At 69.1% G+C, this 25,278-nt stretch carries 22 protein-coding genes and 1 pseudogene; 18 read left to right on the forward strand and 5 right to left on the reverse strand.

Annotated features, from left to right (window positions below; all coding sequences use genetic code 11):
- Positions 1-143 precede the first annotated feature (143 nt).
- From ACH4D3_RS19615 to ACH4D3_RS19630, 4 genes are read left to right on the forward strand one after another with little or no spacing between them, the layout of a single operon-like run.
- Entirely contained in the window at positions 144-926 is a 783-nt protein-coding gene (locus tag ACH4D3_RS19615; protein WP_398323546.1) for a TnsA-like heteromeric transposase endonuclease subunit, read from the forward strand.
- Positions 923-3,049, forward strand: coding sequence for a helix-turn-helix domain-containing protein (locus ACH4D3_RS19620; RefSeq protein ID WP_398323548.1), 2,127 nt, complete (start codon positions 923-925; stop codon positions 3,047-3,049). Before ACH4D3_RS19615 ends, ACH4D3_RS19620 begins: the two co-directional genes overlap by 4 nt.
- A complete protein-coding gene (locus ACH4D3_RS19625) occupies positions 3,046-4,176 on the forward strand; it encodes an AAA family ATPase (RefSeq protein ID WP_398323550.1) in 1,131 nt (376 codons plus the stop codon). Before ACH4D3_RS19620 ends, ACH4D3_RS19625 begins: the two co-directional genes overlap by 4 nt.
- The gene (locus ACH4D3_RS19630) at positions 4,173-6,503 is read left to right on the forward strand and encodes a TniQ family protein (RefSeq protein WP_398323552.1); all 2,331 of its coding nucleotides are present in this window, start codon (positions 4,173-4,175) and stop codon (positions 6,501-6,503) included. The genes ACH4D3_RS19625 and ACH4D3_RS19630 overlap by 4 nt, the downstream gene beginning before the upstream one ends.
- 343 nt (positions 6,504-6,846) lie before the next feature.
- Here ACH4D3_RS19630 and ACH4D3_RS19635 read toward each other — a convergent pair whose 3' ends face one another.
- Complete coding sequence (locus ACH4D3_RS19635; RefSeq protein ID WP_398323554.1) at positions 6,847-7,110, reverse strand: hypothetical protein; 264 nt, start codon at positions 7,108-7,110, stop codon at positions 6,847-6,849.
- A gap of 244 nt (positions 7,111-7,354) precedes the next feature.
- On the opposite strand from ACH4D3_RS19635, the gene ACH4D3_RS19640 reads away from it, so the two are divergent.
- Positions 7,355-11,728, forward strand: coding sequence for an NACHT domain-containing protein (locus tag ACH4D3_RS19640; RefSeq protein WP_398323556.1), 4,374 nt, complete (start codon positions 7,355-7,357; stop codon positions 11,726-11,728).
- A gap of 35 nt (positions 11,729-11,763) precedes the next feature.
- Here the strand turns inward: ACH4D3_RS19640 and ACH4D3_RS19645 are convergent, their stop codons facing one another.
- Entirely contained in the window at positions 11,764-14,079 is a 2,316-nt protein-coding gene (locus ACH4D3_RS19645; protein ID WP_398323558.1) for an LppP/LprE family lipoprotein, read from the reverse strand.
- A gap of 352 nt (positions 14,080-14,431) precedes the next feature.
- Between ACH4D3_RS19645 and ACH4D3_RS19650 the strand changes: the two genes are divergently transcribed.
- The 5 genes from ACH4D3_RS19650 to ACH4D3_RS19670 all read left to right on the forward strand — a co-directional run bounded on the left by ACH4D3_RS19650 (position 14,432) and on the right by ACH4D3_RS19670 (position 18,984).
- Positions 14,432-14,968, forward strand: a complete 537-nt coding sequence (locus tag ACH4D3_RS19650; protein WP_398323560.1) for a hypothetical protein — start codon at positions 14,432-14,434, stop codon at positions 14,966-14,968.
- Positions 14,969-15,270: 302 nt separating this feature from the next.
- On the forward strand, positions 15,271-15,570 hold the full coding sequence (locus ACH4D3_RS19655) for a hypothetical protein (protein ID WP_398323561.1): 300 nt from the start codon (positions 15,271-15,273) through the stop codon (positions 15,568-15,570).
- Between the two features lie 3 nt (positions 15,571-15,573).
- Positions 15,574-16,128: a telomere-protecting terminal protein Tpg gene (gene tpg, locus ACH4D3_RS19660; RefSeq protein ID WP_384503192.1), complete on the forward strand. Its 555-nt coding sequence runs from the start codon at positions 15,574-15,576 to the stop codon at positions 16,126-16,128.
- 529 nt (positions 16,129-16,657) lie between these two features.
- Entirely contained in the window at positions 16,658-17,161 is a 504-nt protein-coding gene (locus ACH4D3_RS19665; RefSeq protein ID WP_398323563.1) for a hypothetical protein, read from the forward strand.
- A 104-nt stretch (positions 17,162-17,265) separates the two neighbouring features.
- Positions 17,266-18,984: a pentapeptide repeat-containing protein gene (locus tag ACH4D3_RS19670; protein ID WP_398323565.1), complete on the forward strand. Its 1,719-nt coding sequence runs from the start codon at positions 17,266-17,268 to the stop codon at positions 18,982-18,984.
- Positions 18,985-19,614: 630 nt separating this feature from the next.
- Here ACH4D3_RS19670 and ACH4D3_RS19675 read toward each other — a convergent pair.
- Entirely contained in the window at positions 19,615-19,788 is a 174-nt protein-coding gene (locus ACH4D3_RS19675) for a hypothetical protein (RefSeq protein WP_398323567.1), read from the reverse strand.
- A 173-nt stretch (positions 19,789-19,961) separates the two neighbouring features.
- Here ACH4D3_RS19675 and ACH4D3_RS19680 point away from each other — a divergent pair, with 173 nt between their 5' ends.
- Genes ACH4D3_RS19680 through ACH4D3_RS19690 form a run of 3 tightly spaced genes read left to right on the forward strand, consistent with a single transcriptional unit; the run spans position 19,962 to position 21,559 of the window.
- Positions 19,962-20,825, forward strand: coding sequence for a TIGR02391 family protein (locus ACH4D3_RS19680; RefSeq protein WP_398323569.1), 864 nt, complete (start codon positions 19,962-19,964; stop codon positions 20,823-20,825).
- Positions 20,826-20,885: 60 nt separating this feature from the next.
- Entirely contained in the window at positions 20,886-21,353 is a 468-nt protein-coding gene (locus ACH4D3_RS19685; protein ID WP_398323570.1) for a hypothetical protein, read from the forward strand.
- Positions 21,354-21,358: 5 nt separating this feature from the next.
- Positions 21,359-21,559, forward strand: coding sequence for a hypothetical protein (locus ACH4D3_RS19690; protein ID WP_398323572.1), 201 nt, complete (start codon positions 21,359-21,361; stop codon positions 21,557-21,559).
- An 83-nt stretch (positions 21,560-21,642) separates the two neighbouring features.
- On the opposite strand, the gene ACH4D3_RS19695 is transcribed toward ACH4D3_RS19690, so the two are convergent.
- On the reverse strand, positions 21,643-21,903 hold the full coding sequence (locus tag ACH4D3_RS19695) for a hypothetical protein (RefSeq protein WP_398323574.1): 261 nt from the start codon (positions 21,901-21,903) through the stop codon (positions 21,643-21,645).
- A gap of 69 nt (positions 21,904-21,972) precedes the next feature.
- On the opposite strand from ACH4D3_RS19695, the gene ACH4D3_RS19700 reads away from it, so the two are divergent.
- The 5 genes and pseudogenes from ACH4D3_RS19700 (at position 21,973) to ACH4D3_RS19720 (ending at position 24,264) form a co-directional block, all read left to right on the forward strand.
- Positions 21,973-22,158, forward strand: coding sequence for a hypothetical protein (locus ACH4D3_RS19700; protein WP_398323576.1), 186 nt, complete (start codon positions 21,973-21,975; stop codon positions 22,156-22,158).
- A gap of 10 nt (positions 22,159-22,168) precedes the next feature.
- Positions 22,169-23,017: a helix-turn-helix domain-containing protein gene (locus ACH4D3_RS19705; RefSeq protein ID WP_398323578.1), complete on the forward strand. Its 849-nt coding sequence runs from the start codon at positions 22,169-22,171 to the stop codon at positions 23,015-23,017.
- A 99-nt stretch (positions 23,018-23,116) separates the two neighbouring features.
- Positions 23,117-23,305: a hypothetical protein gene (locus ACH4D3_RS19710; protein WP_398323580.1), complete on the forward strand. Its 189-nt coding sequence runs from the start codon at positions 23,117-23,119 to the stop codon at positions 23,303-23,305.
- A pseudogene (locus ACH4D3_RS19715) lies at positions 23,302-23,744 on the forward strand (DUF6415 family natural product biosynthesis protein). Before ACH4D3_RS19710 ends, ACH4D3_RS19715 begins: the two are co-directional and overlap by 4 nt.
- A gap of 10 nt (positions 23,745-23,754) precedes the next feature.
- On the forward strand, positions 23,755-24,264 hold the full coding sequence (locus tag ACH4D3_RS19720; protein WP_398323582.1) for a hypothetical protein: 510 nt from the start codon (positions 23,755-23,757) through the stop codon (positions 24,262-24,264).
- A 75-nt stretch (positions 24,265-24,339) separates the two neighbouring features.
- On the opposite strand, the gene ACH4D3_RS19725 is transcribed toward ACH4D3_RS19720, so the two are convergent.
- The gene (locus ACH4D3_RS19725) at positions 24,340-25,170 is read right to left on the reverse strand and encodes a hypothetical protein (protein WP_398323584.1); all 831 of its coding nucleotides are present in this window, start codon (positions 25,168-25,170) and stop codon (positions 24,340-24,342) included.
- Between the last annotated feature and the right edge of the window lie 108 nt (positions 25,171-25,278).

The following is a 25,278-nucleotide window of genomic DNA, read 5'->3' on the forward strand; positions in this document are numbered from 1 at the left end:
ATAGCACTTATGACGCGGAGCTGAGATTCTCGGCTCGGAATGATCACCCTTTCGAGTGATCGAAAACACGTGTGGCCGTTCGTACTCCAGTGCCCGTGTAACTGTCCTGCGATCAAGGTCAGTTACACGGGCACTGGGGGCGGATGGTGGATGTAGAGGTGTGTGTACGGCTCGCCGAGGACGAGGTGTCCGAGGGCCTCGCCTGGGAGTCGGCGCCGTTGGAGATGCTGTACGCGGCCGAGCCGTGGCGGACGTTCCGCTGGTACATGGGGCAGAAGCACTACTCGGGTTCGTACTGGTCGAGTACGCAGTCGGATCACGTGATCTACGAGTCGCGGCTGGAGCTCGCGCGGCTGCTCTACGCCGACTTCGACCGGGACGTGACGGCGATCGTGGCCCAGCCCTTCTTGCTGAGGGCCGGCGTGGACGGCGCGTTGCGCCGGCACATCCCGGACTACCTGATGGCCACCACCACGGGCCCGTTGGTCGTCGACGTCAAGCCGCGCCACCGGGAGGCCCGGCCGGAGCACGCGTTCACCTTCGCCTGGACCCGGGAGGCGGTCGAGTCCCGAGGCTGGCGCTACGAGGTGTGGAGTGAACCGCCGGACGCCGAGCTGGCCAACGTCCGGTTCCTCGCGGGCTACCGCCGCGACTGGCTGTTCGAGCCGGACTTGCCCGAGGAGATACCGGACCTGCCCGTGGACGAGGAGCCGCAGCCGGAGAGGCTTTTCGATCCGGTCATCCTCGACGAAGTACGCGACCGGGTCGTGGACGGGGACACGCTGGGAGAGGCGTTCGCCTGCCTGCCGGACCGTCCGGCTCCGCTGGTGCGGGCCGCGGCCCTGCATCTGCTGTGGAAACAGCAGTGGATGACCGACCTGAGCGTTCCGCTGAGCGCCCGCAGTGTGCTGAGGGTGGCGTCGTGAGCGGGGCCGCGGTGCGCGTGGGAGTAGGGAGTCGCTTCTCCTACGACGGCGAGATCGTCGAGGTGGTCGAGCTCGCCAGCACGCAGGCGGGCGGCGAAGTGGTCCTTAAGGACGGCCGGGGACGGCTGCTGCGCCTGGCCGTCAAGGAACTGCTGCTCTCCGACCGTGCCCGCATCATCCCGGACGGGCCCGGGCCTGCCTCCGACGACCCGCAGGAGACGGCGGCGGTCGTGCTGGCCCGCCTGGACGCCGGGGAGCGCGAGCTGGTGCTGGAGCGGGCCGCGCACGTGAGGGAGGTGCTCACCGGGTTCCGCAGCGGCAGCGAGGAATTGGCGGCCGTGGGGGAGCCTCGCGCCGCCTACACGGTGGGCGAGCCGTTGGAGAGCCGGTACGCGGCGAAGGCGGCCGAGCTGGGGGTGGCCGCGCGCACGGTCAAGCGGTGGGCGGCTGCCTTCCGCCAGGACGGCGAGGCGGGACTGGTACCGGCCCGCAGCGGGCCGCGGTCCGGGCACCGGAACGCGGAGCCGTGGTCGGAGGCGGCACTGGAGGTGATGATCGAGCACACGGGCCAGTCCAAGCCGTCGCGCAAGATGGTCATCGAGCGGACCCGGGCCCGGCTGCTGGCCCGGGGGTTCGAGGAGGAGGACCTGCCCAGCCGGGCGACGGCCTACCGTCTCCTTGAGGACCTCGAGCGGCGTCATCCGACGTTCCGGCTGAGCACGAAGCGGAACCGGGACATCGCCGCCCGGCCCGGCGGGGTCTACGGGAAGCTGCGGCCGACCCGGCCGGGCGAGTACCTGCTGATGGACACCAACCGCCTCGACGTGTTCGCCCTGGACCCGGTCACGCTGCAGTGGCTGCAGGCGGAGCTCACGGTCGCGATGGACTGGTACACACGCTGCGTCTGCGGGATCAGGATCACGCCGGTGTCGACGAAGGCCGTCGACGCCAGTGTCGCCCTCTACCAGGTGTTTCGACCCCGGCCCGCGGGCCAGGACTGGCCGGCGCACGCGGTCTGGCCCGAGCACGGCATCCCGAGGTCGGTCCTGGTGGAGGCCACCGCGCTGGAGGGGCCGATGCGCTCGGCGGCGTCGCCCGCGCTGGTGCCGGAGACGGTGCTGGTCGACCACGGCAAGGTGTTCGTCTCGGAGCATCTGACCAGCGTCTGCCGCCGGTTGGGGATCTCGGTGCAGCCGGCCCGGCTGCGGACGGGCCGGGACAAGGGCCCGCTGGAAAGGTTCTTTCTGACCCTGCGCGAGGACCTGCTGCAGGGCCTGCCCGGCTACAAGGGGCCCGATCTACACTCGCGCGGCGAGCGACCGGAGGGGGAGGCGTTCTTCTTCCTCCACGAGCTTGAGGCGATCATCCGCGAGTGGGTGGCCTGCGTGTATCACCACCGGCCGCACACCAGCCTGGTCGATCCAGGGGTGCCGGGGCTGCGGATGTCGCCAGCGGCGATGTTCGAGCACGGGCTGAACAGGGCCGGCTACATCGAGGTCCCGCGTGATCCGGACCTGGCGTTTGAGTTCCTGCGGGTGGAACGGCGCAGGATCCAGCACTACGGAATCGATCTGGACGCCCGCCGCTACAACGGCGCTGCCCTGGACCCCTACCGCGGGCTGCTCAGCGATGAGCGGGACGGCAAGTGGCCGATCGCGGTGAACCCGGATGACATCAACGCGGTCTACTTCCGTGATCCCGCCGATCGCCGGTGGCATGCGCTGGCCTGGGAGCACGCGCCGGGGCGGGACATGCCGGTGAGCGAGGAGGCACTGCAGTTCGCCCGCCGCCTGGCCGCGGTCCGTGACCGGTTCCCGGACGACAAGGCCGCGGTCCGTGACCTGTTCGAGCGGTGGAACCTCGGCCTGGGCACCTCGCTGGTCGAACGTCGCATGGCGCTGAGGCTCGCCCGGGAACAGGCGGCCCTGGACCTTCCCGAGGCCGAGGAGAGCGTCGCCACGCTGCCGAGCGTGAGGCGCCTGATGGAACTCCCCGACGCAGAGCCGCACCTCGCGGCGGAGGCCGTGCAGGAGACGGGCGACGACGACGTGGCCGACGATGCCGAGTTGGTGGAGCTGGAAGACGACAGCGACTTCTACACCGACGCCCTGGAGGACGCGTGAACAGCGAGGGCACCTGGACGCCGGGAGACGCCCACCGTCTGGACGCGCTGACGCTGTCCCGCAAGGAGGGCTGGGCGGCGTTCGCGGACGCGGAGGCGCGCATGCAGCCCGAACTGCTGCCGCGCAGCAAGTACTTGGCGCTGGGTGAGCGGGCGCGGGCCGAGTACGACCAGGCCCGGCGCGTGTGGCACGCGAACCTCGGGCCGTTGCGCACGCCGCAGCTGGCCGAGCTGCACGAGGACTTGTGGGACATCGTCGACAGCAACCAGCAGGACGGCGACAAGGCCAAGGGCGCCGTCGCGGTGGACGCCTTTCCGGGGCTGGGCAAGACGACCGCGGTGCTGGCCTTCGCCCGGGACTTTCACCGCCGGGAGATCGCCGAGAGCGGCGCGTTCACGGCCGGCGGGCACGAGCGGCTCCCGGTCTGCCGGGTGGGGCTGACCGGGAATACCGGGATGAAGGACTTCAACCGGGCGATGCTGGAGTTCTTCAGCCATCCCGGCCGCACCACCGGCACCACGGCACAGTTCGCCCAGCGTGCCCTGGACTGTGTGCTCTCCTGTGATGTCAGGCTCTTGATCGTCGACGATCTGCACTTCCTGCGGTGGAGGGCGAGCGGCGGTGTCGAGGTGAGCAACCACTTCAAGTACATCGCGAACGAGTTCCCGGTCACCTTGCTGTTCGTCGGCGTCGGCCTGGCCAAGCGCGGCCTGTTCTCCGAGGGCGAGACCTACGACAACGCGGTCCTGGCCCAGACGGGCCGGCGCACGACCCGCCTGGACATGCGGTCCTTCGAGCTCAAGACCGACCAGGGCCGCGCCGAGTGGCGGCAGCTGCTGCTGGCCCTGGAGAAGCGCCTGGTGCTGAGCGGCAAGTACCGGGGAATGCTCGCCGACGACCTGTTCGACTACCTGTTCATCCGCTCCAGCGGCCACATCGGCTCGTTGATGACGCTCATCAACCGCGGCTGCCAGCGAGCTGTTCGTACCGGCGCCGAGCGTCTCGATGAGGATCTCCTCAGCCGGGTCAAGATCGACCAGGCGGCCCACCTGGCCCAGGACGACGTACGCAATCTCCTGAAGGGCCAGCGGTCACGACGGACCGGTCGGAAGGCGGTTCGCCGGTGACGCACGCGCGGACTCTGCCGATCCGCCTCGCCCCGCATCCGGGCGAGGCACTCGATTCCTGGTGGGAGGCGATCGCCCACCGGCTGGGAACCACCACGGGCGACGTCCTGGCCTCGATCGGCCTGCTGCCCCGCAGCCCGTCCAAGCCGGTGAGCTCGGGCGTGCTGGGCCGCCTGGTCACCCTCCTCGGTACGGACCAGGCGGCGGCCTTCGCCTGGTCCGCCGGTGCCACAGAGACGGAGGTGCACGCCATGACCCTGGCCCGCTACGACGGCCGGGCCCACGTGGTCGACCCCCAGCGGCGCCGGGTCGCGGCGAGGCATGTTTGGGGACGGCCCCGCGGCTCCCGCTACTGCCCGGCCTGCCTGGCCGAGAACAGCGGCAGGTGGCTGCTGAGATGGAGACTCGGCTGGTCCTTCGCCTGCCTCGACCACCACATCCTGCTGGTCGACACCTGCCCGCGCTGCAGCCGCATGCCGCGGCACTTCCCGGCGACCACCCGGCACCCGATCACTCCGGGCCGCTGCCACAGCCCTTCGGAGAAGGACACTCCGCCGGCTCGCTGCGGCCAGCCGTTCGAGGAGGTTCCTGCGCTCACGCTCGCCGCACGGGGATCCGTGATCGCGGCCCAGAAGCTCATCGAGGAGGCCATCTCCCGCGGCCGGGCCGACTTCGGCGTCTACCAGGACCACCCCCAGCCCAGCCTTGCGCTGTTCGGCGACCTTCGGGCACTGGCCTGCATTCTCCTTCGCCGCGTCCCTGACCCCGACCGGCTGGCGGGCTTCGTCCCCCCGGAGATCTTGGCGCTGCACCAGCAGCCCGTACCGGACAAGCGGCGGTCCTTCGACCCCGTCGAGGAGACCCGTCCGGGACGCCTGGCCCCGCAGCGGGCCGCGGCCGCCGCCCTCGCCGTCAGCGCGGCCCTGCACATCCTCGAGCAGGGCGATGCCCACCGGGCCGGAGCCGCCCTTCGCCACCTGATCAGCGACGCCGACGGCACCATCCCGCTCAAGGTCGGGCTCCGGTGGGCCCACACCAGCCCGGTATTCGACGCGATCCACCTCGCGACGCTGGCTCCCCGGCTCAAACACAGTGATCAACTGCGCTACCGCACCGCGGACCGGCTGCCCTCAAGGCCCGGCCCTTCGGCGACCACTCGGACCACTCAGCGGGCCCGCAGGACCCCGACGCAGCTCTGGCCGGCATGGTCCGCGCGGCTGAGCCCTGTGAACGGGGCCCTCTCGCGCACCATCCGCCCGGCCCTGTCGTGCTACCTCCTGCTCATCGGCGGCACGGGAGACTTCACCACAGCGACCCGGCGCCTTCGATCCCCGGCAGAAGACAGGCTCGGGCCCCACATGGCGTTCCGGCTCACGAAGCAGGGGCACTGGAAGGCCATCAGTCTCGGCCTGTCCGCGCTGGCGGATTACCTCGACCAGGAGGGATCGCCGATCGACTACGACCGCCGCCGCGCGACCGACTACCGCGACCTGCTGCCCCTGGGCGCCTGGAGACAACTCTGCCGGGACATCGAATTCGAAGCCGGCGGCGTGCGGCGGAACCAATTCGCCCGAGCGCTGCTGTTCGAACAGATCAGCGGCCTCCCGGCAACCCTCGCTCCGGCCGCCTACGCGCCCGCCACTCAGGAGCTGCGGACCATGCTGCGAACCTTCGAAACGGACCTCACCCCCGCGCTGGTGAGCCAACTCGAAGGGCACGCACGAGAGTTCCTCGCCCGGCAGGGGATCCATGACGAGCCCCTCACCTGGCAACCGCCGACGGACATCATCGACGACCTCGACCTGCCCGGGTGCGACCTGGGGGACATCGACCTCGGCACGCTGCACCGCCTCATCCGGGACGAATCCCTGACGACAGCTCAAGCAGCCCGCCGCCTGGGCGTCAGCCATGACGCTGTCCGGTTCGTCCTGCAGGAGCAGCCGGCACCCCCCAAAAGATCCGCGAAGTGGGAGAGAGGAGCGACCGTTCGCCGTGCTCGCGCCGCGCTCCCTAGGGACAAGTTCGCCCGCCTCTACCTCGAGGAGTACCGCTCGCTCAAGTGGATCGCTAAGCACGCCGACGTGAACGAGGAGGCCATCAAGGTCCTGGTCCGCGAGTACGGCATGACGCGCGAGGGCAAAGCGACCCGGTGGCGCCAGATCGATCTCGACTGGCTCCGTGCCGAACGGGCCGCTGGACGCACCTGCCGCGAGCTCGCCGAGGAGACCGGCTTCTCACTCGGAATGATCAGCTACCTGGCCCGGCGCCACGACATGCCCGGTGGCCGGCCAAGGGCCAGCCGAGAGATGCACAAAGCTCCCGGCTAGTGCTGGTGTCGAGGGCTCCTTTGATCTCCATCGCGGCCCAGTCGTTCTCCCGGTGCGAGGCGAGGAACAGAGCCATGGTCCTCACTCTGCCGGGGCTGCAGTTCATGACCCGGATTCAGTTACTTCCATCAGCAAGTATTCACCGCGGAAGGTGCGGGGCTCCGCAAGGTGATCGCAGTGCTGCTCTCCGCTCGACCTCACCGGCGCTCCGACTGGTGACCGGTTCGCGATCGCCCTCCGGGAGCCGGAGGGCGATCGCGTACGGCCCCGCCGTTGGCGGGCTCCGCATCTTATCCGGCGTCGACGCGGAGCCCTCCTCGTGCTGCGGCCCGGCCCGTGGGTGTCAGTTCCTGTGCCTCAGGCGCGCGTACCAGGCCTGGACGCGTGCCCCGACCAGGGAGGCGACGACGAGCACGGTGAGCCGGAAGCCCTTGTCCAGCAGGAGGTCCGTCACCAGCTTGGCAACGGGGTGAGTCCACAGCTCGGCGAGGGCCGGAGCGTGGTCCAGCAGGTGGCGCAGAGCGGACGGCAGCGGCGAGCCGCAGACGGTGAGTCGACGGAGGCACCCCGCGCATGCGGAGAGGACGGATCGAAACGGACGGAACATGAGTACCTCACCAGGTGTCGATCGGCGAGGCGTGGCCACACCCCGGTGGAAGCCGGCGTGTGACCGATGCTGCTGAGGGCGTCGCCGCGGGCGAAGCGATCCGGGGTGAGCTTCTAAGGAGAAGAGAAACCCGCTGGTCAGGGCGAGGAGGACCGAATGGGATTGAGGTCCAGCGCAAACGGGAGGGCGCCGCGCGGCGGTTACGCTGCTCTACCCTGGCGTTCCGTATTGCATGGGGGGCTCGATGGCATCAGGGGGCACACGGCGTACACCGCGGTCGGCCGGCCGGGACAGCGGCCCCGGCACCGCACCCGGCGTCAGGGCGGCACGGCTGCTGAAGGAGCTGATCGGCCACCAGTTGCTGCTGTTGCGCACCAAGCAGCAACTGGACGAGCAACAGGCGTCGGACGCCTGGCGGGAACTGGTCCGCCGGCAGCTCAGGAAGGACCGCGAGGACCGCGAACGGAAGGGCCAGCCCCGGCTGCCCGGCCGGATGACGGTCGTCCACCCCGTGACGCTCCAGCGGCTGTACTCGGAACTCGAACAACCGGACGCGGAACTGGGCAGTGACCGTCAGGCACTCGTCGAAGCCGTGGCCCACCTGTGCGTGGAACCCCCCTTCCGCGGCTACATCCCGGGTTCCCTGGCCGGTGAGCTGAAGAAGGCCGGCCAGCTGCTGCCGCCGTCCCGCACCGCGGGTGGCGGCGGCTGGGCAGGCAAAAAGGAACTGGAGGCGGCCACTTCGGCGGCGCTGAGAGCGGCCGACCGGCTCAATGACGAAGCCGACGTCAGCCTGAGCCAGGTCTACATCACCCGGGGCTGTGAGGAGCGCCTCGCCCGGAGACTGCTCACCGGCCTGGCCCGAGCGAACCGGGCGCCCCGCGTGGAACTCGTGCTGGGCGAACCCGGCACCGGTAAGACCAGCCTGCTGTGGAACCTCACCACGCGGCTCACCGGTCGCTCTTCCCTTCCGGACCCTCAGGGCGGAGAGGACGGCGAGACCCGGGACGGCGCACCGCGCGTGCACTGTCACCCGCTGCTGCTCCGCGCCGACGACCTGCTGCTGCCCCGCGAGACGACGGACCTGCTGACCCTCTTCGACGGGCTACTGCACCAGCCGACGTACCGCGCCTCGGTGATCGTCCTCCTCGACAGCGCGGACGTGCTGCTGGCCGACGACCACGGGCGGGCCGTGTGCCGCGAACTGGTCGACTGCTGCGCGGAGCACGGGGTGCCGCTGGTGATCTCCTGCCGCACTCGTGACCAGGACCTCCTGTACGACGTCCTCGGCACGACACCGTCCGCCGTACAGGAGCTGGGCGACTTCCGTTTCGGCGGAGAGGCCGAACACGCCGTCGACGCGTACTGCGCGCACTACTACCGCGGTCAGACAGCGGCACGCCGCCGCGAGGCGTACGACGCGGTCATCGGTGCCGCCGTCCGTGGTCTGCCGATGCGGGAGGTCGTGGCCCGGCCACTGACCCTGCGCATGCTGTTCGAGGTCTACGCCCCCCAGGTACCCACCACGGAGATCGATGCCGCGGGCCTGTACGACGCCTACTGGACGAAACGCGTGGTCGGCGACCGTCGCCACGGCAGCGCCGGCATCGTCGACGCCGACGATCTGTCACCGGCGGCCGAGGGCGTGGCGAGGATCATGCTCCGTGACGGCGGTGTCGCTGTCGCCTCGGCGCACGCCGTCCGGCTGCTCGGCACCGCGGCCCCGCGTCCGCTGCCCGTCACCGCCCCCGCCGCTCTGACCGCCCTGCACCGCCGCAACGTCCTGACCGGCAGCGGCGGCCACGACGGTTCGAGCACCCGCTTCTTCCACCAGACGCTGTACGAGTACGCGGCCGCGCGCTGCCTGGTCTCCCTGGTGAATACCCGTCAGCAGCCGGAGATCTTCGAACAGCTGGGCCGGCGGCTGGAGGCCACCCCGGACGACTTCCTGCGTTCCGTGATCGCGGAGCAGGCGATCGTGCAAGGCGTCCGGGACGAACGGGCGGCCCGCCCGGCGGCCGCCGACTTCATCAAGCGGCTCGTCATCAGCGACAACCACTACCTCCGGTTCACCGCCCTGCGGGCCTACGCCCTGCTGCCCTCCGTACCGCACGCGGTCAAGGTGATGGTGCACCGTTTTCTGCCCGAGGCGCCGCTCGCCCTCGTCACCACCATGATGGAGCTGCTGCCCACTCACCATCACACCGATCCCCGGCGCGTCACCGAGGACCTCTTCGTCATCCTCCAGCACCATCGGCTTCCAAAGGTTCGGCGCAGGGCACTTGACCTGGTGTGCCGATTCGTGGGCATGGACGGGCAGGACGACGGAAGAGGAGCGGCCACAGCGGTCAGGGACCTGCTGCGGGACCTGTGCATCCGTCCCCAGGAGTGCGTCGACCGCGCACCCGGCGCGGGCGCGTCACGGGGCTGCTGCCCTGCGCAGACCTGCCTGTGGTCCTGGCTGCTGGGCCTGTCCGTGCAGGAGGCCACCAGTCACGGCAACCACGCCGTGCGCCTTGTCACGGCGATGGCTTCGGCCGAGCCGGACTGGGCTGCCGCGCGTATGGCCGAGCTGCTGGACCTCGCCGAGCACCACCGTTCCGCGCGCTGGCTGTGGCAGTGCATCCCGCCCATCAGCGCCCATCGCCACCTCAGCGGCTGGGGTGCGCTCATCGGGCGTGCCGCCGTGCTGGCGGAGAAGCTCGGCAATCCGGACCGGATCCGCCGCCAGAACCGCCCCGCGGCGTTCGTACGCAAGGCCGGGACCGCCTTCGGCACCGTGCTGGCGGGCCCCGGCGAGGACGCCGACGGCGAGAGCTACGAGAGCGAGGAGCGCGAGCAGCAGGAGGCCCATGTCCTGCTCGCCGCCCATTGGGCCGAGACCCTCGCTGATGCGCCGCCCATCACCGTGTTCGACCAACTCGTGGGCGTCGGCGGTGTCTTCAGTGGCCCGCAGATGCGGATCCGGGCGCGCGTCGCCGCTCTCGGCACCCGCCTGCGCACCGCCGAGAGCGGTGTGCCCGAGTTCCTGGACCATGCCGTGGCACGCTGCGGGGACAGCGACCAGATCGACGACGTCGCGGAGTCCCTGCTGCCCGCACTGCTCCGCGCACCGGGCGACGAGCCCGGGACCCGCTCCGCTCGGGACTGGTGCGCGCGGCAGCTGAAGAAAATGAGCATGCGGGCACCAGGCACGCGCCCGCACCGCGCGGCCCGTTTCGCCGCCAGCGGCCTGCACCCCCTGCCCGCCGCCGAGATCCGGGAAGTCGTCAAGGACGCGTGGGGCGGAGGCACAGGCTGGCAACCGGCCCGTCTCGACCGCGTGTTCCTCGTGCGTGACAGTGCCACCCGCCTCCTCGCGCCGATCGCGGCCACCGACACCACCGGTCGCGGGAGGGAGTCGAAGGCCCTACGACGATGGAGGGCCCTGGAACAGGAGCGCACCCGAGAGCTGTCCCGCGGGGCCAACGACTGGCCGTCCTACGGCGACGGCGGCACCTGGGGCAAGCCGGAGCGCAACGCGGTCAACTCCATCCTGCACGCCTCTCTGCGCGACCACGCCCCGGCCCACCCCGACCTCGTGGCGCACGCCCTGGACGAGGAAGTCGCTTTGGCCGACATTCCCTGGCTGGCCAAGCTGGTCAGCCAGGCCGCCGACCATCCCCACGTCGACATCGCCCACACCCTGCTGATGCGTCACGGTCTCAAGCTGGCCGACTGGTGCGAACGGTTGTGGACCGGGCAACAGGCCTTCCCCGACGACGAGACCAAGAAGGCGGCGCTCCGGCTGTGGAGTGGCCTGGTCTGGATGCGGGCTGCCGAGCGGCCGTCCCTCACCGCACAGGCCGGCCTGCTGACCGAGTACCTCAACCCGACGCAGTGGAGGTCCGGCCTGGAGACCCTGGCCCGGTGGAACGCCCACGGCGTCAGCGAACTCGCCGGCCCGGCGGGCGAGGACGGCTGGGACAAGCTGGACACCGCGCTGGCGCCGATCGCCCAGCTCCCCGCCGACCATCCCCAGGCCGGCCGCGCACCCACCGCCGCCGCGCTGCGCTTCCACTGCCTGTGCCGCTTCGCACCCATCGGCGAGACGGTCGAACGCGCACACACGATCGAGATGGCCACGGAAGCCGTCCGCGCCGCCGACACCACGACCGTGATCTCCACCACCGGCTTCCTCGTGGAACGCCTGTGCCTGGTGGAACCCTCCGCCGCGGTCACCCTGACCACTCTGGTCGCTGCCAGGATGGCGCAGCAGGGCAAGCACGAAGGTCACCACGTCAAGAGCATGGTGCATCGCTGGCCGCATCCCCTCAGACACCTGGTACGCGCCACCGGCTACGCCGACCTCGAGCGGCTCGTGCGGGGGCTGTCGGGGGGCCCGGAGCGCATGCTCCTCAACGTCCTCGACCGGGCCGTGGCCCTGCGCCGCCACGACCCCGTACGCGACGACGCGCTCCGGTGGCTCGCGGACAGCCCCTACCTTGCCCAGGCGACCATGCAGCTCCGTAACTCGGCCGTACGACACCGCCGGACCCCACTGTCCGACCCCGCCTGGCCCGAGGCACTGCCCGGCGCCGACGACCCGGAGTACGCGGATGGCACCCTCGACCGGTGAGGTCCGGCAGCACCCACGTGTCGGAGCGACGTCGGTTACTGCCCACTCGCCACGGACTCTGTGTACTGCAATTGGTGGTTCTGCCATGTGTGCTGGTAGGTGACTTCGTCACCGCTGGGGCAGCACACCGGGTCATCAGGGTTTGCCCACCGCACGCGTGAGGTGACCTGGGTGCCGTTCTGGCTGACCACTTCACGGAAGCTGTACGCCTTGCCCTCCTGCACCATGCCGACGTACCGGTTCCCGTAGAACAGCATGATGATTTGCGCGGACCCGTCACCGCCCTCGGGGCCGCAGTTCCCGCATGCCTGCACAGCACGCAATGGGCCACGGAGTGCCTTCAGGTCCGTGTCGGACAGTGTCGGAACGTACCCGCTGGACGCGAACACGTCCGCTGACACAGGGTTGAACGCGGCGGTCGCGGAGGTGCCGGTGCTGGTCGGGCACAGGAAGTCCAGCAAGCCAGCCGGCACCTTCATGCCCTTCACCTTGGTGCACGTCGCGTTGTGGCTACTGCCCGCAGGCCCGTCGACGCCCAGCATGGTGACCGTCGGCGTCAAACTGTCATCCTTGCGCTTGAACACGGTCGCCGACACCCGGTCCGCGTAGAGGTCAGGCACCCAGTCGACCACCGCCCAGTCCCTCCAGCACTTCCGGCCGGTCACCTGCAGGCCCACGGCGCCGGTCGTTTCCTCCAGGTCGGCCACTGCCGCCGTCGTGGTGGCGTTATCGGGGCAGTCGGTTGGGTTCTCCCTGGCCGCCCTGTCGGCCGGTGACTCGCGCAAGGTCTTCTCCCACAGCACCTTGTCGATGTGGAACAAGTCCGAGATCTCGACAGCGCTGTCTTTGAAGCCGAGCCATTCCAGATCGATCCCGGCAGTCGTATACAAGCCGCCGCGCAGCTCCGTCTTGATGGTTCCCTGCCGCCCGAAATTCTCCTTGTAGACAAGCTTCAGGCCCGGGGTGATGTCCAGGTAGGGGCCGACGTCCGTGCCGTACAGGTGGAACGAGAGCCGGCCGCCGATCTTGATGTTCCCTTCCACCTCGAAGGACGGCGGCTCTTTCAGGGTGAACTTGTTGTCGAACGTGGCGATGCCCTTCGCTTTGCCGCCGTCCGGAATCTCGATGCCCGCCTCGAAATGCGATTCCTGGTTGACTTTCACGGCAGCCTTGCCGCCGAAGCCAGCCACGCCGGTCAGGGCGCCCTTCACGGTGATCGCCACCGGCACGCTCCCCAGGGACACCGTGATGACGCCGAGACGAATCGGCTTCTTCGGGTACAGCCAGCGCACGTCGCACTTGGCTTCCACGTTGTTCGACTCGGCGCCGAACCCGGCCGTCTGGGAGGCATTCAGCGCCCACCTCACACCCTTCTGCCTACCGTGGTCCCAACTGGTGTCCAGGGTCATCCTTGGCGTCGTCGCCGTGAACGCCGCCTCCATCAGTAGCGGCAGCGAACCTCCGCCGGCGCACGCCAGACTGCCTTCCCCCCGCTTCGAGTCATCCTTGTCCGCCCCGGCATTGGAACTGCTGTCGGCGAAGTTATGCAGGAAGGAGAACCCTCCCTCGCCGTCCACCTCCAGCTCTGGGTCATCCTCGGTGACAGCGCCGGCGGCGAGGAGATTGGCCGTCCTGACCGGACCGGTAAAGGCGGCATGCCGAGCTGTTGCTGTTCCCTCCCGGCGCATCGCCTCCTCCAGCGACATCACGGGTGCGTCCACGATGTTGAGGCGTCCCTGCGGCACAGCCTCCCTCAGCGTCGCCGGCTGGGTGACAGCGGTTACCCCGCCGCCGCTCGTGCGGACCTCGGTGACCTTCCGCAGGAGCCCTTCCGGAGTGTCCGGGCCAACCCCGGCCACCAGCACATCACCGACGGCAAGCTTCCTCGCGGTGGCGCTGCCGGGTGCCAAGGTGACCGAATCGCCGTCGACCTCGCGGATCTCCACAGCGTCGACAGGCTTCGTCGTATGAGGAATGACCGTGTTGTAGTCGACCGTCACCGACGCTCTACCGCCAGCAGCCACCGTGGCGGTCTGCTCTACCGTCGGGGGGTACAGGTCATGGTCGGTGCCGCGCACCCTGCCCGCCGTGATGGTGTACCGGCCCGGCTTCACACCGGTGAGGGTGCTGGTTCGGGTGACATGCTCTGTCATGCCCTCCGGCCCCCGCACCGTCACGTCGCCGATCTTGCCGACGGGCAGGCTCCCGACACGCACTTGGAGCTGCCCCTCGGACTCTGACTGCCAGGGCATCCAGCCCTCGTTCACAGCGACGACGCTTCCGCCGACCATGCAGGCGACGACGCTGAAGATGACGCCGCGTCCCCATCGTGTCGAAGCCCAACTGGCCATCCCTCGTCCCTTCCTGGGCCACTTGTACACGGCGCACGATACGGTCGGCCGACTCCCCCGGCTCCAGAACCAGCCATCACGTTCCTCTGGAGCAACGGCAAGGCAGCGCAATGGTCCCTTCCCTGGATGTCGAGGTCGGCACCGCGGACGCAGCGCTCCCTAGCTCAGGGGAACCACCACCTCGCGGCAGTATCGCCCCTTCACGGTCAGCTCAGATTCGGCGCCGAGCGCAGCAAGTACCTCCTACCAACAGACGATGGGACTCCGGCTTAAGGGAGATTGATGGTCTAGCTTCGTTCGGCTACCTTAGACTCGTCGATTCCGTTAGAGACTGGTCTCTCAAGGAGGGCGGATGATCCAGATCACGCTGGGCAGACGCAGGTTGACTGACCCGCGGGAGGACGCCTTCGGGCGATCACAGATCGGATGGACCGAAGGACTCTCCGACCAGCAGCTGCACGACATCGCCCGGGGAACCTGGGTGATGCCCGGAGAGCGCGTCGAACGAGAGCGGTTCGCTGTCGTCAGCGGAGGGGTCATCATCAGGCAGGCCATGGAGATCGACCGGGTCGTCGACACCCCCGACGGCCGGCGGGCCTTCGAAGGACGCATCCTCGGCCCCGGGCATCCGGTGTACGACCACTACGTCGGCAAACCCGCGCCGAACGGCGCCCAGCAGAACCCCATCACCTACTTCAAGTCGCCGCTGGACAACCGGAAGTGCAACTGCGGCTGCGGCAAACCGATCGAACGCGGCGACTTCCTCCCCGGACACGACCAGCGAGCCATCCACGAGCGCATCGCCCGCGTCGGCACCGTGATGGACTTCATCACCTGGTTCGACCAGACCTGGAAGGCCGACGAGGACCAGCAGGACGATGCGGCATGAAGAAATGCCACCGTACTGAGACGGAACCCGCGGGACATCTGATGAGACAGCGGCACAAGCAGCAGGTCACCGCGGCCCGGAATGACAATGGCGGCGCGAACCTACACGACGCCGTCTTCGACGAAGGCGAGTAAGGCCGTGACCACCGACACTGGCATGATGCCGTCCCAGCTTGAGGCAGGCACGGACACAAATCGGAGTCGTACCTGATGAACACCCCCGACGGCCTGCCCTCACAGTGGCCCGTTCCCACAGCCCCGCCCACCCATAACCCGGCGCTGCCCTCGCGGACGATGCGGGACATGCGCTTGACCTGGCGCGCCCGCGGCACCCCGGCCGAACTCGCCACCGGCTACACCCCCGGCCAGGAGCCCACGGTCAGCGAACTGGTCTCCCTCACGCGCGACGAGCGCCTGGCCACCGAGGGCCGCGACGCCGTCCATAAAGCGGTTGGCGAGCTACGCAGCCTCGGCTGCCTCTCAACCGACGCCGCCACGGCCTCCGGCGTGAGCGAACGCCTGGTCGTGGGCCTCGCCCCGGCTGCAGGCGCCCGCCTGATCCCCCAGCGGTACGTCCACGGCCCGTTCACGGACGGGAGCTGACCAGTGGGGGAGATCGAGGACGCTATCGAGCGGGCCGACCAGGAGGCGTTCACCCGTCAGCCTCCCAAGGGCCTCAGAGCCCGCATCAACTTCCTGGTGGGGAAGTTGAAGACCACCAAGGCTGTCGCGGAGGAGATCGGGGTCAGCCAGCGGTCCGTGGAGCGCTACCGCACCGGCGAGCGCAAACACCCGCCCAAGGACATCGCCGACCGGATCGACGCGGCCGTACGGGCCCGCTGGCAGCCCCGCATCCGGGGACACCGCAGGAAGCAGGCCACCATCAGCACCGGGATCACCGTCGAGACCCGGGCCCGCTTCGGCTACACCGCGCCGATCGGCACCACCGACGACGGCCGGGTACGGCGGCTGACCGTCCACCTCCCCCCGGCCTACGCCCGCCGTCTGTTCGACGCCCAGCAACAGGGCGCCAGCGACCAGCAGATGCGTGACATCGTCGCCGAAGGGCTGCAGGAGGTCTACTTCAGGGACGGCGGACGCCGTGCCGCGGGCCTCGAGGTCGCCTTCACCGACATCGACTATTTCGATGTTTCCTTCTGAGAAGGACATGCGCTGCCTGCGTGCCGAAGGCCGGGCCGACTGACACAGCCCAACTCAGGAATCGACGTCGCCAGATTCCTGAGTTCCCGCTTCAGTCGGCACCTCCTACGAGGCGTACCACTCGTCCGCCTGGATCGCGGCTGCCCATCTCCAGCTTGAGCATGTGGTGTTCCCACGACTCGTTCGACAACTCACACGACGGCGGCCGCCCTGGGGCGTGACAGAAGAACCGCACGCCGGGCGGCGCCAATGTCACCTGACGAACTTGGTCCAGGACGACGGGTGAGACTGCGCAGTACTGGATCGGTGGGCAGCACGATCCTGGACTGGCACTCGCTCGGGTCTCTGGCAGATCGGTCGGACGGTGTCGTCACAGCCTCCACCGTCGGCGGGCCTCGCGGACGGCAGACGGAACCGACGGGTGGCCGATGAACGCCTTGTTCACCGCGAACCCCAGGCGAAAAGATCAGAGGTCAGTGATCTACAACCAAAGGGGATAAGCACGGTGGGCAACGCGCTGCTATCACCAGTGGGATGGCTCGTGCTGGGGCTGCCCTGGCCGACCGAGACCCGCGACGGCTGGGGAGAGTGCGCAGTCGCCATCGCGCCGACGATGATCCCCCGCTCTCTCGTCAGCAAGGGCGCCGGCATCGCGCTCGACCTCGCCACCGGCCTGGCCCGAGACCCGGGCGACGGTCCGGGCAAGGCCGTGTTCCTCTCCGACGTCACCCTGTGGCTCGACAAGCAGGGCAAGACCTGGCCTGATCTCGGCATCGACTACGAGGCCGTCATCGATGAACTCCTGAACGCGCAGGTCCCGCAGCTCTACCTCACGCTCACCCAGAAGGCCCACGCCATCCTGTGTGACGCCAGCCGCGAAGGGCTGCGCCTGCACTACCCGAACGGCGACGTCGAACACATCACTCCGCAGCTGCGCCAGGACGTCCAAGACGGCATCACCCAGAGCCTCACCCGCGACTGGCCGTCCTACATCCAGGGACTCATCGACAGCGGCGCCCTGCAGGCCCGGTGAACCTGATCCATGCGGGTCGCCCCATCCTGGCCTTCCAAAGTGATGACCCCCGGCTTCGGTGGCCTGCCTGCGGTTTCCCGGGCGAGCGCGGCGCCTGCTTCGGTGTGCCGTGGGAGTCGTACGACCGGTGCCTGGCTCACCTGGAGCCGGAGGAGCGGCGCCAGGCGCTCGCGGTGTTATCGCCCGGCGCCGCCGTGGACTGCCGCGGCGTGCCCTTCACCCGCGAACTGCTGGAAGAGCTCAAAGCGACGGTCGGCAACACCTTCGGCGAGGCAGACTTCGGCCGCGCCCGCTTCCTGGACCGGGCCGACTTCACGGGCGTCACATTCAACGGCGAGGCATTCTTCTGGTGTGTCCAGTTCTCGGACGACGCCCTGTTCTACGAGGTCACCTTCAACGGTGAGGCTGTCTTCGAGGAAGCCGTTTTCGAACAGGCCGGCGCTTTCGAGCATGCGGACTTCCTGAGCTCCGCCTGGTTCCAGGACACCCTCTTCGCCGGGGATGCTGACTTCGAGCACGCCAGGTTCGCCAGCGGGGCTCTGTTCTCCCGTGCCCAGATGTTCGGCGGAGCGGTCTTCAACGGAGTGACGTTCACTGACGGGATCGTCTTCGTCTCGGTACAGGTCGAAGAGACAGCATGGTTCACCGAGGCGACGTTCGGCCGTGACGCCGTCTTCGCCGGAGCCCGCTTTAAAGACAGCGCCCACCTGCCCGACACGATGTTCACCGGGCCCCTGGTGGGCCCCATCGTTTGCGGCGGGATACTGGACCTGAGCCGGGCGGTCCTGACCTGCCCGATCCGTATACGGATCGCCGCAGCGCAAGTTCTCCTGGAGGCGGCGCAGATCAACACGGCGCTCACCCTCGACGTCCGCTACGCCGACATCAACCTGCTGGACGCCGTGCTCTCCCAGCCCGTCGCCATCAACTTCCACCCACGGCCGTTCCCCTTCAACGACACCCTGGTCCCCGAAGACCCGCTGACTGGACAAGATCCTCAGCCGTCGGTTGCCATGCTGGCGGGCGTGGACGTCGCCTTCCTGGCGGTGTCCAGAGTAGACCTGTCCGCCTGCCTGTTCACCGGCGCCCATCACCTCGACCAGCTGCGCTTCGAAGGTCACATTCCGTTCGACGAGCCACCGGCTCCCTGGACCCGTCGCCGGACCGTCGCTGAGGAACACCACTGGCGCGCCCTGCCCCTCCCCGGCCGCCGCCCCGCCCACACCCGAGGCTGGCAGCCCGGCCCCGACCACCCTGACCCGGCTACGACCCCGGGGCCCAAGGAGTTGGCCGCCACCTACCGGCAGCTGCGCAAGGCCCTGGAGGACGGCAAAAACGAGCCCGGTGCCGCGGACTTCTACTACGGCGAGATGGAGATGCGCCGCCTGGACCACGACACTCCCTTCGGTGAACGCATCCTGCTGAACGCCTACTGGCTCGTCTCCGGCTACGGCCTGCGTGCCTCCCGAGCCATGGTCGCGCTCGGGGTTGCGATGGCCCTGACCGTGCTGCTGATGATGCTGTGGGGCCTGCCCAACCCGAAGCCGCAACAGACCGCGAGCGGTACCATGCCCGCCCCCGGCAGTCGGATCCATCTGGTGATCGACAAGAGCGACCCCACCCTCTCCGGACCGCTCAGCCAGCGCTGGACCGCTGACCGGGCGAAGAAGGCCGGGCGCGTCGTGCTGAACTCCGTCGTCTTCCGCTCCAGCGACCAGGACCTCACCACCGTCGGCACGTGGATCGAGATGTTCAGCCGCTTCAGCGAACCAGTCCTTCTCGGACTTGCCGCGCTGGCGGCACGCGGCAGGATCAAACGCTGACGACCTGGGACTGTCGACGGTCAGGCAGTTCCCCATGATTTGCATGATCAGCGTCAGGCAATTGCCCACCCCCGTGGTCACGATTCCCCACCGGGACGCTGAACCGCTCCGGGGCTGATGGAGGCTCGATCCCTGAGAGGATCGAGTCATGGCGCGTCCGTCCCCCTACCCTGCCGAGCTTCGTGAGCGCGCGGTGCGCCGTGAAGAGGCGAGGCCGGGGAGCGGGAGGCGCGGCGGCCGGTGTGTAACTGCGGGCAGAAGTTCACCGACGCCACGTGGGAGGCGATCGGCTACACCCGGGACTGGAGCAAGCGCCAGTCACACCCGCACCTGTGCGAGGACTGCCAGGACCGGGCCGTCGCAGCCGAGCAGCGGGGCGAAGCCGACGAACGGGAGCGCCAGGAGCAGGAGCGCTTGCGTCAGGAGGCAGAGGGAACACGGTTCCGGGCAGAAGACCAGGGGCTGGTTTCGCTCTTCCGTGACTGACCGGGCCTGGACTTGCAGGTCTGAACAGAACTGCTGCATGGACCGCGACCCAGCGCTGCCCCCGATCCCAGTGGAGTCGGGGGCAGCGGATGCTTACTTCTCGCACGGACCGCAGGTGCGGGTCAGGTGGCCCTGCTCATGGAGTTACCGGCGCAGGGCGCGGGCGAGGGCCCAGGCGGCCCCGGCGGCGGGGAACAGCGGGAGGGCCGAGGCGAGGCTGCCCATCGCGATCAGCGTGATGGCGATGCCGAAGACGATGGTGCCGATTAGGAGGAAGGAGTGGAAGCCGATGCGGGGCGCGGTCCGGATGAGCGCCATGCGCTGCTGACGACGGTGGTGACGCCGCCGCGCGCGGGCGACTTGGCGCACCCGGCCGGCTCGGCTGCGTCATCGGATGAGGGTGTCACGGTGTCCACCGTAAGCAGCCGCCGCGCTGCGCCCTTCTAGGCTCTCGGTGTCAGGCAGGCACGATCCGATGGAGGGGGCAGGGCGTGGCGACGTACAGCGCGGACTACTTGAAGCGGCTGATGGCCGCTGTGGAGCGGTTCGAGGAAGTCTTCGGGCGTTGGATGGAGACCCAGGAGGAGTCGGACCACATGCGGACGCGAGGGCTGTTCCCCACGGTGTGGACCAAGGAGGGGCAGGACCAGGCGGCGGTCCGCACGCTGGAGCTCGATGTGGCGGAGGCTGCGGGGGCCGCTGCGCGGGCGGTCGCCGTCACGGGGGCGAGTATGCGCGTCGCCGGGCTCGGTGTCGTGGATCCGATCGAGAACTGGGCGTTGATGTCGGCCCCGAAGGCGATCTTCACCCCCCAGGAGATCCGTGCCACGGCGGCCAGGGTCCGGGGTCGTCTGAGCACGATGATCAGCGAGGCGGAGGAGGCGGCGGAGTCAGCGATACCAGGGTTCGCCCCGTCCGAGCTCCATGAGGTGATCTGGACGGCGGCGGCCGCGCACTGGACGACCCATCAGTACCGGGTTGCGGTGCGGGAGGCGTCGGAGGCACTGACCGTGCACTGGAAGGAACGTCTGGGCCGCAACGACGTGACCGACACCTCGTTCTGGCAGCAGACTCTCTCCGGGGGCGACCCTGAGCCAGGCAAGCCCAAGCTCGCCTGGCCCGGCCCGGCGGAGGACCAGACAGCCAAGAGCATGCGCGGCGGGCTGGCACCGTTGGCTGGCGCGCTCAACAACCTCGCGACCGGGCTGAACCTCACCGTCAGGAACGTCGCGACGCACACCCGAGATGAGCTGACCGAGCAGGAGGGCATGGAACGGCTGGCCGCCTACAGCTACTTCGCCCGGCTGCTCGATCAGTGCGAGGTCCGCCGCGCGGAGGAGCCCGAGGGCACGTGAGTCGTTTCGATCTGTAGAGCGGGCTGCGGCACCTCCGGCCCTGGCTCCTAGGCTCTCGGTATGACGATGACACCGGCTGAACTCGAGGCGCAGAAGGAAACGCTGGAACTTCTCAACACCGAGGCGGCCTCGCGCTTGACGCGACAGTCGGAGTCGCTGGCGAAGATCGACACCAAGACGGTGTTCCTGATCGGGTTCGCGGCCACCGCCGCGCAGTTTCTGGCGACGCACAAGCACCACGATGTCCTCGCCTACGGAGCTTTCGCCGCGTACGCCGTCGCCCTGTTCATGGGAGTGCTGACAATCCGCGTGGCGGAGCACAAGGAGCTGGAGCCTCCTCAGATGATCGCTGACCACGTGCACTTGCCCAAGAGTCAGGTCCTGGCCGCACTGGCGGCCTCTCGGGCATCGATCTTCGAGGTCAACGCACGGCGCCAGAAGCTGAAGGCTCGGTACTGGGGGGTCAGCCTGTGGTCGCTGGTTGCGGGGCTTGGCCTGTCGACTGTCGCACTCCTGCTGCACACTTGAGCCCCATGAGCAACGGACAGAATCAGGGAAGCGGCCAGCCGGCTCCCGCACCCGCCTCTCCGCCCCCGGCTCCGGCCCCGGCGCCGCAGCCGGACTTCGTCGCCGCCTTCACCAACACAGCGATGATCGGTTCCGACAAGAAGAGCGACACCAACCCCACGCTGAACAAGGCGGTGCGGCCGCAGGGGAATACCGAGACCCGCTGAACAGCGCCTGCACGGTCGTCGGACCCGGCCCTCCTACCGGAGGACCGGGCCCGAGCTGTGACTGGTGACTGCGGCCTGTCTTGTCAGAGCAGGCGGGTGATGTGCTGCTCCCACCGATACAGCCAGTCGTTATGCCCTTCCTCGCCGGGGGCCGGGACGTTCTGCAGGCCCTCGGGCAGGGTGATCTCCTCCGGCGCGCACGTGCCGTCGTCGAAGTAGCACGCCCACACCACCTCGCGGGCGGTGTTGATGACGACGGCCCCCACGGCGCCGTCCTCAGTGAGAGCGCCTTCGTCCACGGCGGTGCGCCCGGTCTCGATCACCTTGCTGCTGCTGCGGAGCACCTGGACCGTACGGTTCGTGTCCGCTTCCGGGTGTGAGGTGCCGGGACGCACACCGAAAGGGCCCGGCCGATGGCACAGACGAAGTTCGACAAGCAGGTGGAGGAGACCGCCGAGTCCCTCATTTTCGGCATCGGCCGGTTCCTGGCCGGCCGCCCGATGGACGGGGTGAAGCGGACCGACGCGACGTTCTGGCGCTCGGGCGGGGTCTGGGAGCGCGCCATCCCGCACGAGAAGTACACCGTCCAGGCCCACTGAGTAGAGCACCGTGAGCACATCCCCATCGTCCAGCGCCCAGGCCGCCCGTGAGGCGCTGGCCGTGCGCTTGCAGCACCTGCGCAAGGACGCCGGCCTTTCCGGGAAGGACTTCTCCGCCCGGTGCGGCTGGCACCCGGCGAAGACCACCCGCATCCAGAAGGGCGACGCCCCGCCTTCGGACACCGACATCCGCGCCTGGTGCGCGGCGTGCGGCGCGGACGACCAGGCCGACGACCTCATCGCCACCGCCCGCGCCGTCGACTCCATGTATCTGGAGTGGCGCCGCCTGCACAAGGACGGGATGCGCAAGGTCCAGCAGAACTGGAACACCCTGCACGAACGGACCCGCGTCTGCCGGGTCTACGTCTCCAACGTCTTCCCGGGCTTCTTCCAGACCCCCGGCTTCGCCACCGCCCTGATGGGGCAGATCACGACGTTCCAGGGGACGCCGAACGACGTCTCCGAAGCCGTCGCCGCCCGGGTCGCGCGCTCCCGGTTCCTTTACGAGGGCGGGCACCGCTACGTCGTGCTCATGGAGGAGTCCGTCCTGCGGTTCCGCACCGCCGACCCCGAGGCGATGCGCGGGCAACTGCGCCACCTCCTGGCGGTGATGCCTCTCGCCTCGGTCTCGCTAGGCATCATCCCGTTCACCGCGCAGCGCACCGTCTGGCCGCTGGAGGCGTTCTACCTCCACGACGACACCGTGGCCGTGGTGGAGACGCTGACGGCGGAGATCAAGGTGACGCAGCCGCGCGAGCTCGCCGACTACGCCAAGGCGTTCGCCGGCCTCGCGGAGATGGCCGTCTACGGCGATGCTGCCCGCGACCGCATCGCGGCCGCGATCGACGCCCTGGGGTGAACTTCCGCAATTTCCCGCAATCTCGTTGAGGACGGAGCCGGAGCCTCCGTAGCGTCGAGCGACACCGACGCGACCACTCAGCACACGGAGGCGGTGCCCATGAGCGCACCCACACCCGCCGGCCCCGCACCCGACGGACCCGGCCTCCAGCGGCCCGACTTCGGCCGGCCTTCACCCGCGCTGCGGGAGCGCGCCGTACGCGGCTACGCCCGCTACCTCGCCGACCCGGACCCGGACGCCGACAGGGGCGACCACGGCCAGGCCGACGACGCGGCGGGCATGCGGTGAGCGGGGCCTACGCCGTGCTCCACGATCCCGAGGGCCTCTGGACGCCGAACTGCCCCTGGATTGTGCCCCGCACGAGGCCCTCGTCACCGCCGTCCTCGCGTGGAAGGACCCGGACCTCGCTCCCCGCGACTACGAGCAGATCGCTCTCCAGCTCACCGGCCACGCCCGCGCGGTCGCTGCCGACGTCCGGCGTCTCGCCGCCGCCCTGCCCAAGAGCGACGGCCGCGGCGCCCTCGCCGAAGTCATCCTCCGCGAAGCGGACGGCCGCCTGTCCGCCCCGCTCCAGGGCACCGCCCGCTGCGTCCAGAACCGCGCCCGCCTCGTACAGGCCCTCTACAGCCGGCTAGATCGCCTCACAGAAGCCGTGGCCGCTGCCAAGCCTCCGACAAGACCTCACCAGGGCGAGAACAGGGGGAACACTGTCAGCAATCTCCGGTAGATCTGGTGGCATGAACCTCAACGACCTCAGCTCGCTGATGGAGCGCCGTCAGGACGGCGGCCGCAGCTTCGAACGCTTCCGCACTGATCCGGCCCTGGCCAACCTGCGATGGCCGGGTGACGTGCTGCGGGACTTTCTCTTCGACCACGGCGACCACGGCCCCTTCGTCAACGACTACGGCCACCTCGAGCTGAGTGCGATCACCTGGACGCTTCAGACGATCCCGACCGCGGACTTCCACACCATGCCGACCGGTGAGAGCGAAGCCGGACTGATCGAGCACATCGCACAGCACCCGGTGCACTGGGTCACGGTGCGCCCTCCACAAGTCGGCCGACACTGGGAAGACCACGGGACGTGGCTGCGCCCGCCGCTCCTGATCGACCGGCGCCTTTTGGGCCCGTCGGACAGTGGGTTGCAGGTGGTGGAGGGAAGAACGCGCGTCGGCGTCCTGCGCGGCCGACAGCGCGAAGGGCTGTACGTCGCGTCTCACCATCAGGCCTGGGTCGGACGCTCTTGAGAACGCTTCGTCCGCAGTGCGTAGCCTGTGAGCGTTTGGCCGTCAGGTGGGCGAGCCGACCGCGTCGGCGACCAGCTAGGCGTGGAGCTGCACGGGATACCCCATGTCGTCGATATCGCGGAGCACGCTGACGGCAAGCATGATTCCGGTGACGGCGTTGACCAGGGTGTACTGCGTGGCCGCGGCAGCGTGAGCGGTGGCGTGCCGGTTGAACGTCTCAGGGACCGGGTCCGCCGCCCAGAACGGCTCCAGCGCCTTCGGGAACGGTAGGAAGGCCGCAGCTTCGCGGAGTTGGCGGATCGTCGCGTCGTCGTCCTCAACGGCCGGAATGCTCTCCAGGACCTTGGCGTAGCCCGGCCACTGACCATTGGGCTTGAGCCAGCCGGGATTTGCGTAGGTCAGACCACGGATCAGGGTGTCCAACACGTTCGCAGCCAGTGCCTGGGCACCGCTGAACATGCCGCGGTCAGCCATGTGCACGCATTCTTCGAGGAGTGTGGTCTGCTCGCTCAACTGGATGTCAGACACTGCTGCGAGGGTCGCCTTGCAGGAGGACAGGATGGCCGGACGGCAGTCGTCAAGGACCTGTGCACGGGCAGCTGCGTCGTCGGCGGCGAGGAGCTGGCGGATGACGTCGGCCGGTGGAACCCAGACCAACGGAATGCCTTCCCTCATCAGCATGATCATGTCCGAGTAGTCGAGACGGGCGCCCCGCCAGTTGGCGGGCATCATCGCGTCCAGTCGTTCCAGCGCCGGCTGAAGCGGAGCGATCACCTCGGCCAGGTGATCCAGAGCGGGTATCCGGATCTCCAGCGGTGGCACGACCGCCGCCGCGACGGCTTCCTGGATACCTTTGGTAGCCGCAGCCAATGCCCTCGACAGGTCCGGCCCGAAGCTGATGTTCATCCTGAGGTCCTTCCTCGCACGTGGTGAGCATCATCAGGCACGCACACACCGAGGAGCCTCCGCTTTTCTGCCCTCGGCCGTACCGTCCTCGCAACCCTCAACGGCTGC

The sequence above is a fragment of the Streptomyces sp. NPDC018026 genome, assembly GCF_044327745.1.
Lineage (GTDB): Bacteria > Actinomycetota > Actinomycetes > Streptomycetales > Streptomycetaceae > Streptomyces > Streptomyces rubrogriseus.